Source organism: Acidovorax delafieldii 2AN (assembly GCF_000175235.1).
Taxonomy (GTDB): domain Bacteria; phylum Pseudomonadota; class Gammaproteobacteria; order Burkholderiales; family Burkholderiaceae_C; genus Acidovorax; species Acidovorax delafieldii_B.
Genome location: NZ_ACQT01000365.1, coordinates 1 through 2744, shown reverse-complemented (window position 1 = coordinate 2744; position 2744 = coordinate 1). Strand labels below are relative to the sequence as shown.

At 67.1% G+C, this 2744-nt stretch carries 4 protein-coding genes; all 4 read left to right on the top strand.

The window, feature by feature from the left end:
* The first annotated feature begins 103 nt into the window (after positions 1-103).
* Positions 104-403, top strand: coding sequence for a 2Fe-2S iron-sulfur cluster-binding protein (locus ACDELDRAFT_RS21060; protein WP_005800186.1), 300 nt, complete (start codon positions 104-106; stop codon positions 401-403).
* 224 nt (positions 404-627) lie between these two features.
* Complete coding sequence (gene ribBA, locus ACDELDRAFT_RS21055; protein WP_040330332.1) at positions 628-1749, top strand: bifunctional 3,4-dihydroxy-2-butanone-4-phosphate synthase/GTP cyclohydrolase II; 1122 nt, start codon at positions 628-630, stop codon at positions 1747-1749.
* Between the two features lie 12 nt (positions 1750-1761).
* Positions 1762-2226 carry a 6,7-dimethyl-8-ribityllumazine synthase gene (gene ribH / locus ACDELDRAFT_RS21050; RefSeq protein ID WP_005800182.1) on the top strand — a complete coding sequence of 155 codons (465 nt, stop codon included), beginning with the start codon at positions 1762-1764 and terminating at the stop codon, positions 2224-2226.
* Positions 2223-2744: transcription antitermination factor NusB (gene nusB / locus ACDELDRAFT_RS21045; protein WP_005800180.1), on the top strand; the 522-nt coding region annotated here is incomplete at its 3' end. The genes ribH and nusB, both read left to right, overlap by 4 nt.

Below are 2744 nucleotides of genomic sequence, written 5' to 3'. Positions count from 1 at the left end.
GCGCGCCACGCGCTGCCCGCCAACAACCTGCTGCTGGTGTGGAAGCACGCCGCCGCGTCTGCCGCCTGCGCGCAGGCATCCACCTCTTGAACCACCCCGCCCCATGAGTGACCCTGACCTCTCTCCCATGACCGCGCCCTTCTTCACCGCCCACGTCGTGCCCGGCGACGCGCAATGCGACGCATGGCCCGACCAGCCCCTGCTGGCATCGCTGGAACAGGGCGGCATCGACTGGCCCAGCTCGTGCCGCAACGGCACCTGCCGCACCTGCATCGGCCAGTTGCGTGCGGGATCGGTGCGCTACCAGATCGAATGGCCAGGCCTGTCCGCCGAGGAAAAAGCCGAAGGCTACGTGCTGCCCTGCATCGCCTATCCCGAGAGCGATATCGAGCTGCAGGCCTGAGGTCGGCGCGACGCCGGCAGCCCTTGCCACGGCACAAGGGCCCGGTCTGAACTAAAATGGCCTGCTTCGAAGTCCTGCGCAACGCGCACGGCCTTCGCACCGTGCGGCCGCGCCGCATCGCATGCTCTTTGGGGTGGGCCTTATGGGCTCCGCTCAGCCGTATGGCCTCGGGAACCTGCGCTGCCGCCCGACTGCTCACTGCGGCCCCCAACGAAAGCCCCCTCATGAACACCCCCCTCACCCCCGTGCCCATCTCGCCGGTGGAAGACATCGTGGCCGAAATGCGCGCAGGGCGCATCGTCATCCTGGTGGATGAAGAAGACCGCGAGAACGAAGGCGACCTGGTGCTTGCCGCCGACCACGTGACGCCCGAGGCCATCAACTTCATGGCGCGCTTTGGCCGTGGCCTGATCTGCCTCACGCTCACCCGCGAGCGCTGCGAGTTTCTCAAGCTGCCCCCCATGGCGGCGCGCAACGGCACGGTGTACAGCACGGCCTTCACGGTCTCGATCGAAGCCGCCGAGGGCGTGACCACCGGCATCTCGGCCGCCGACCGCGCCCGCACCGTGCAGGTGGCCGTGGCCAAGGGCAGCCAGGCGACCGACCTGGTGCAGCCGGGCCACATCTTCCCGCTGCAGGCGGTGAGCGGCGGCGTGCTCATGCGCGCCGGCCACACCGAGGCAGGTTGCGATCTGGCCGCCATGGCCGGCTGCAGCCCCGCGGCCGTGATCTGCGAGATCATGAAGGACGACGGCACCATGGCCCGCCTGCCCGACCTGCAGCTGTTTGCCGCCGAGCACGGCATCAAGATCGGCACGATTGCCGACCTGATCGAATACCGCAGTCGCAATGAATCGCTGGTGGAAAAAGTCGGCCAGCGCTCCCTCACGACGCCCTGGGGCGAATTCACCGCGCACGCCTTCCGCGACAAGCCCAGCCAGGCCGTGCACCTGGCGCTGGTCAAGGGCACGTGGAGCCCCGAGGAATCCGTGCCCGTGCGCGTGCACGAGCCGCTGTCGGTGCTGGACGCGCTGGAGGTGAACCGCTCGATGCATTCGTGGGGGCTGGACACCAGCCTGCACTATCTGAACACGCAGGGCAAGGGCGTGGCCGTGCTGCTCAACTGCGGCGAAAGCGCAGCCCAGTTGCTGGAGCAATTCAACGGCACGGCGCGCGCATCGCAAGCCCCCGAACGCGGCCGCATGGACCTGCGCACCTATGGCGTGGGCGCGCAGATCCTGCGCGAAGTCGGCGTGCAGAAAATGCAGCTCATGGGCCAACCCCGCCGCATGCCCAGCATGGCCGGCTACGGCCTTGAAATCACCGGCTACATCCCGAAGGAATAACAAGGAACGAACATGTTTGGCGCAGACAAAGGAACAGCGGACAAGCTCGACGGCAAGAAACTGCACATCGGCATTGTCCAGGCCCGCTTCAACGAAGGCATCACCAACGCGCTGGCAAAGGCCTGCCGCGAAGAGCTGCTGACCCTGGGCGTGCAGGAAAAACACATCCGGCATGTGCTGGTGCCCGGTGCCCTCGAGGTGCCCGTGGCCCTTCAGGCCATGGCTGAAAGCGACGAGTTCGACGCGCTCATCGCCCTGGGCTGCATCATTCGCGGCGAAACCTACCACTTCGAGCTGGTGGCCAACGAATCGGGCGCGGGCGTGACCCGGCTGGCACTCGACTACCAGCTGCCCATTGCCAACGCCATCATCACCACCGAGAACCTGGAGCAGGCCGTTGCCCGCCAGAGCGACAAGGGCCGCGATGCGGCCCGCGTGGCCGTGGAGATGGCCAACCTGCTGGAAGAATTGTCATGAGTGAACCCACAACGCCGTCCTCCACCGGGACGGCACGCCCCCCCAAACAGCCGCGCACCGGACTCAAGAGCAACGGCGTGCGCAAGGCGGCCTCCAAATCCAACCGCAGCCGCGCACGTGAATTTGCGCTGCAGGCGCTGTACCAGCACATCGTGGGCGGCAACGAGGCCGCTGCCATTGATGCGTTCACGCGCGACCTGGCGGGCTTCCACAAGGCCGACGCCGCGCACTACGACGCGGTACTGCACGGCTGCATCGATGCCGCAGCGGACCTGGACGCCCTGATCACGCCGCTGCTCGACCGCAAGATGGCCGAAATCTCGCCCATCGAACGCGCCACCATGTGGATCGGCGTGTACGAATTCCAGCACTGCCTGGATGTGCCATGGCGCGTGGTGCTCAACGAGTGCATCGAGCTGGCCAAGGAATTCGGCGGCACCGATGGCCACAAGTACGTGAATGCCGTGCTCAACGGCCTGGCGCCGCGCCTGCGCGCCGCCGAGGTGGCCGCGGACAAG